Annotated in this window: 1 protein-coding gene; it reads right to left on the bottom strand. The window is 59.5% G+C overall.

All coding sequences use genetic code 11. From position 1 onward, the window contains the following. On the bottom strand, positions 1–1,025 hold a 1,025-nt coding region (locus ACFQ6H_RS29795; RefSeq protein ID WP_378650441.1), incomplete at both ends, for an isopeptide-forming domain-containing fimbrial protein.

Here is a 1,025-nt window from a genome sequence, read left to right as displayed (position 1 = left end):
GCCGGATCAGCAGTCTTCGCGACAGTGAAACCGGGAACAGAGTGATTCGTCTCCACCGGAGGAGGAGTGATGTCCGGACCCGTCGGCGGCTTCGCAGTACCGGTCACCTTGTTGCTGATCAACGTGCCACCGGCAACACCGGCATTGACCTTCACCTGGTAGGTCAGAACAACCGACTTACCAGCCTCGAGAACACCAGTCCACGAAAGCGTCGTGCCCGAGAGGGTCGGAGTAGCAGCAGGAGCACCATCGACCGTCGCGTTGAGCGAACCGTCCACCAGAGCGGCGTTGTCGAGAACCTTCGACAGATCATCGGTCAACACCACCGGATCAAGCGTTGTCTTACCGGTGTTCATGCCCGTTACGGTGTACGTGATCGTCTGACCAGCAGCAACATTCGTCCCCGACACCGGATCCGCAGTCTTCGCGACCGTGAACCCCGGAACCTGAACCGGATGCGTCGTGCACAGCTGCGTCGCCGGATCACACACCTCCGGAGGATCCACCGGCGGAGTCGTACCCGGAACAACGAAGTTGAGCACCGTGTTGTCGGCACCAGCCGCAACACGATCGGCATCAGCCTTGACCTTCGCCGTGTACGTCACCGTCTTGCTCTCACCAGCGCCGAGGGTTCCCGTCACCGAGAAACCATCCGTGCCGACCATCGCAGCAGCCAACGGATCCTGAGCAGACAAGCTGCCCGCAACCAGATCAGCATCATCGAGCAGACCACGCAGATCATCGAAGTACGCGACCTCACCCGCACCACTACCGGTGTTCGAGAACGTCAACGTGTACTTGATGTCCTGACCGGCAACAACATTCGAACCAGATACCGGATCAGAAGACTTCACCACAGCAATCTTCGGAGAAACCACCGGATGCGTCGTGCACAGCTGCGTCGCCGGATCACACACCTCCGGAGGATCCACCGGCGGAGTCGTACCCGGAACAACGAAGTTGTTCACGAACACACCACCGACCACATCGGCATTGACCTTCACCGAATACGTCACCGTCTTCGT

Source organism: Rhodococcus sp. NPDC056506 (assembly GCF_042794945.1).
Taxonomy (GTDB): domain Bacteria; phylum Actinomycetota; class Actinomycetes; order Mycobacteriales; family Mycobacteriaceae; genus Rhodococcus_F.
This window is presented reverse-complemented; position numbering and strand designations above follow the sequence as displayed.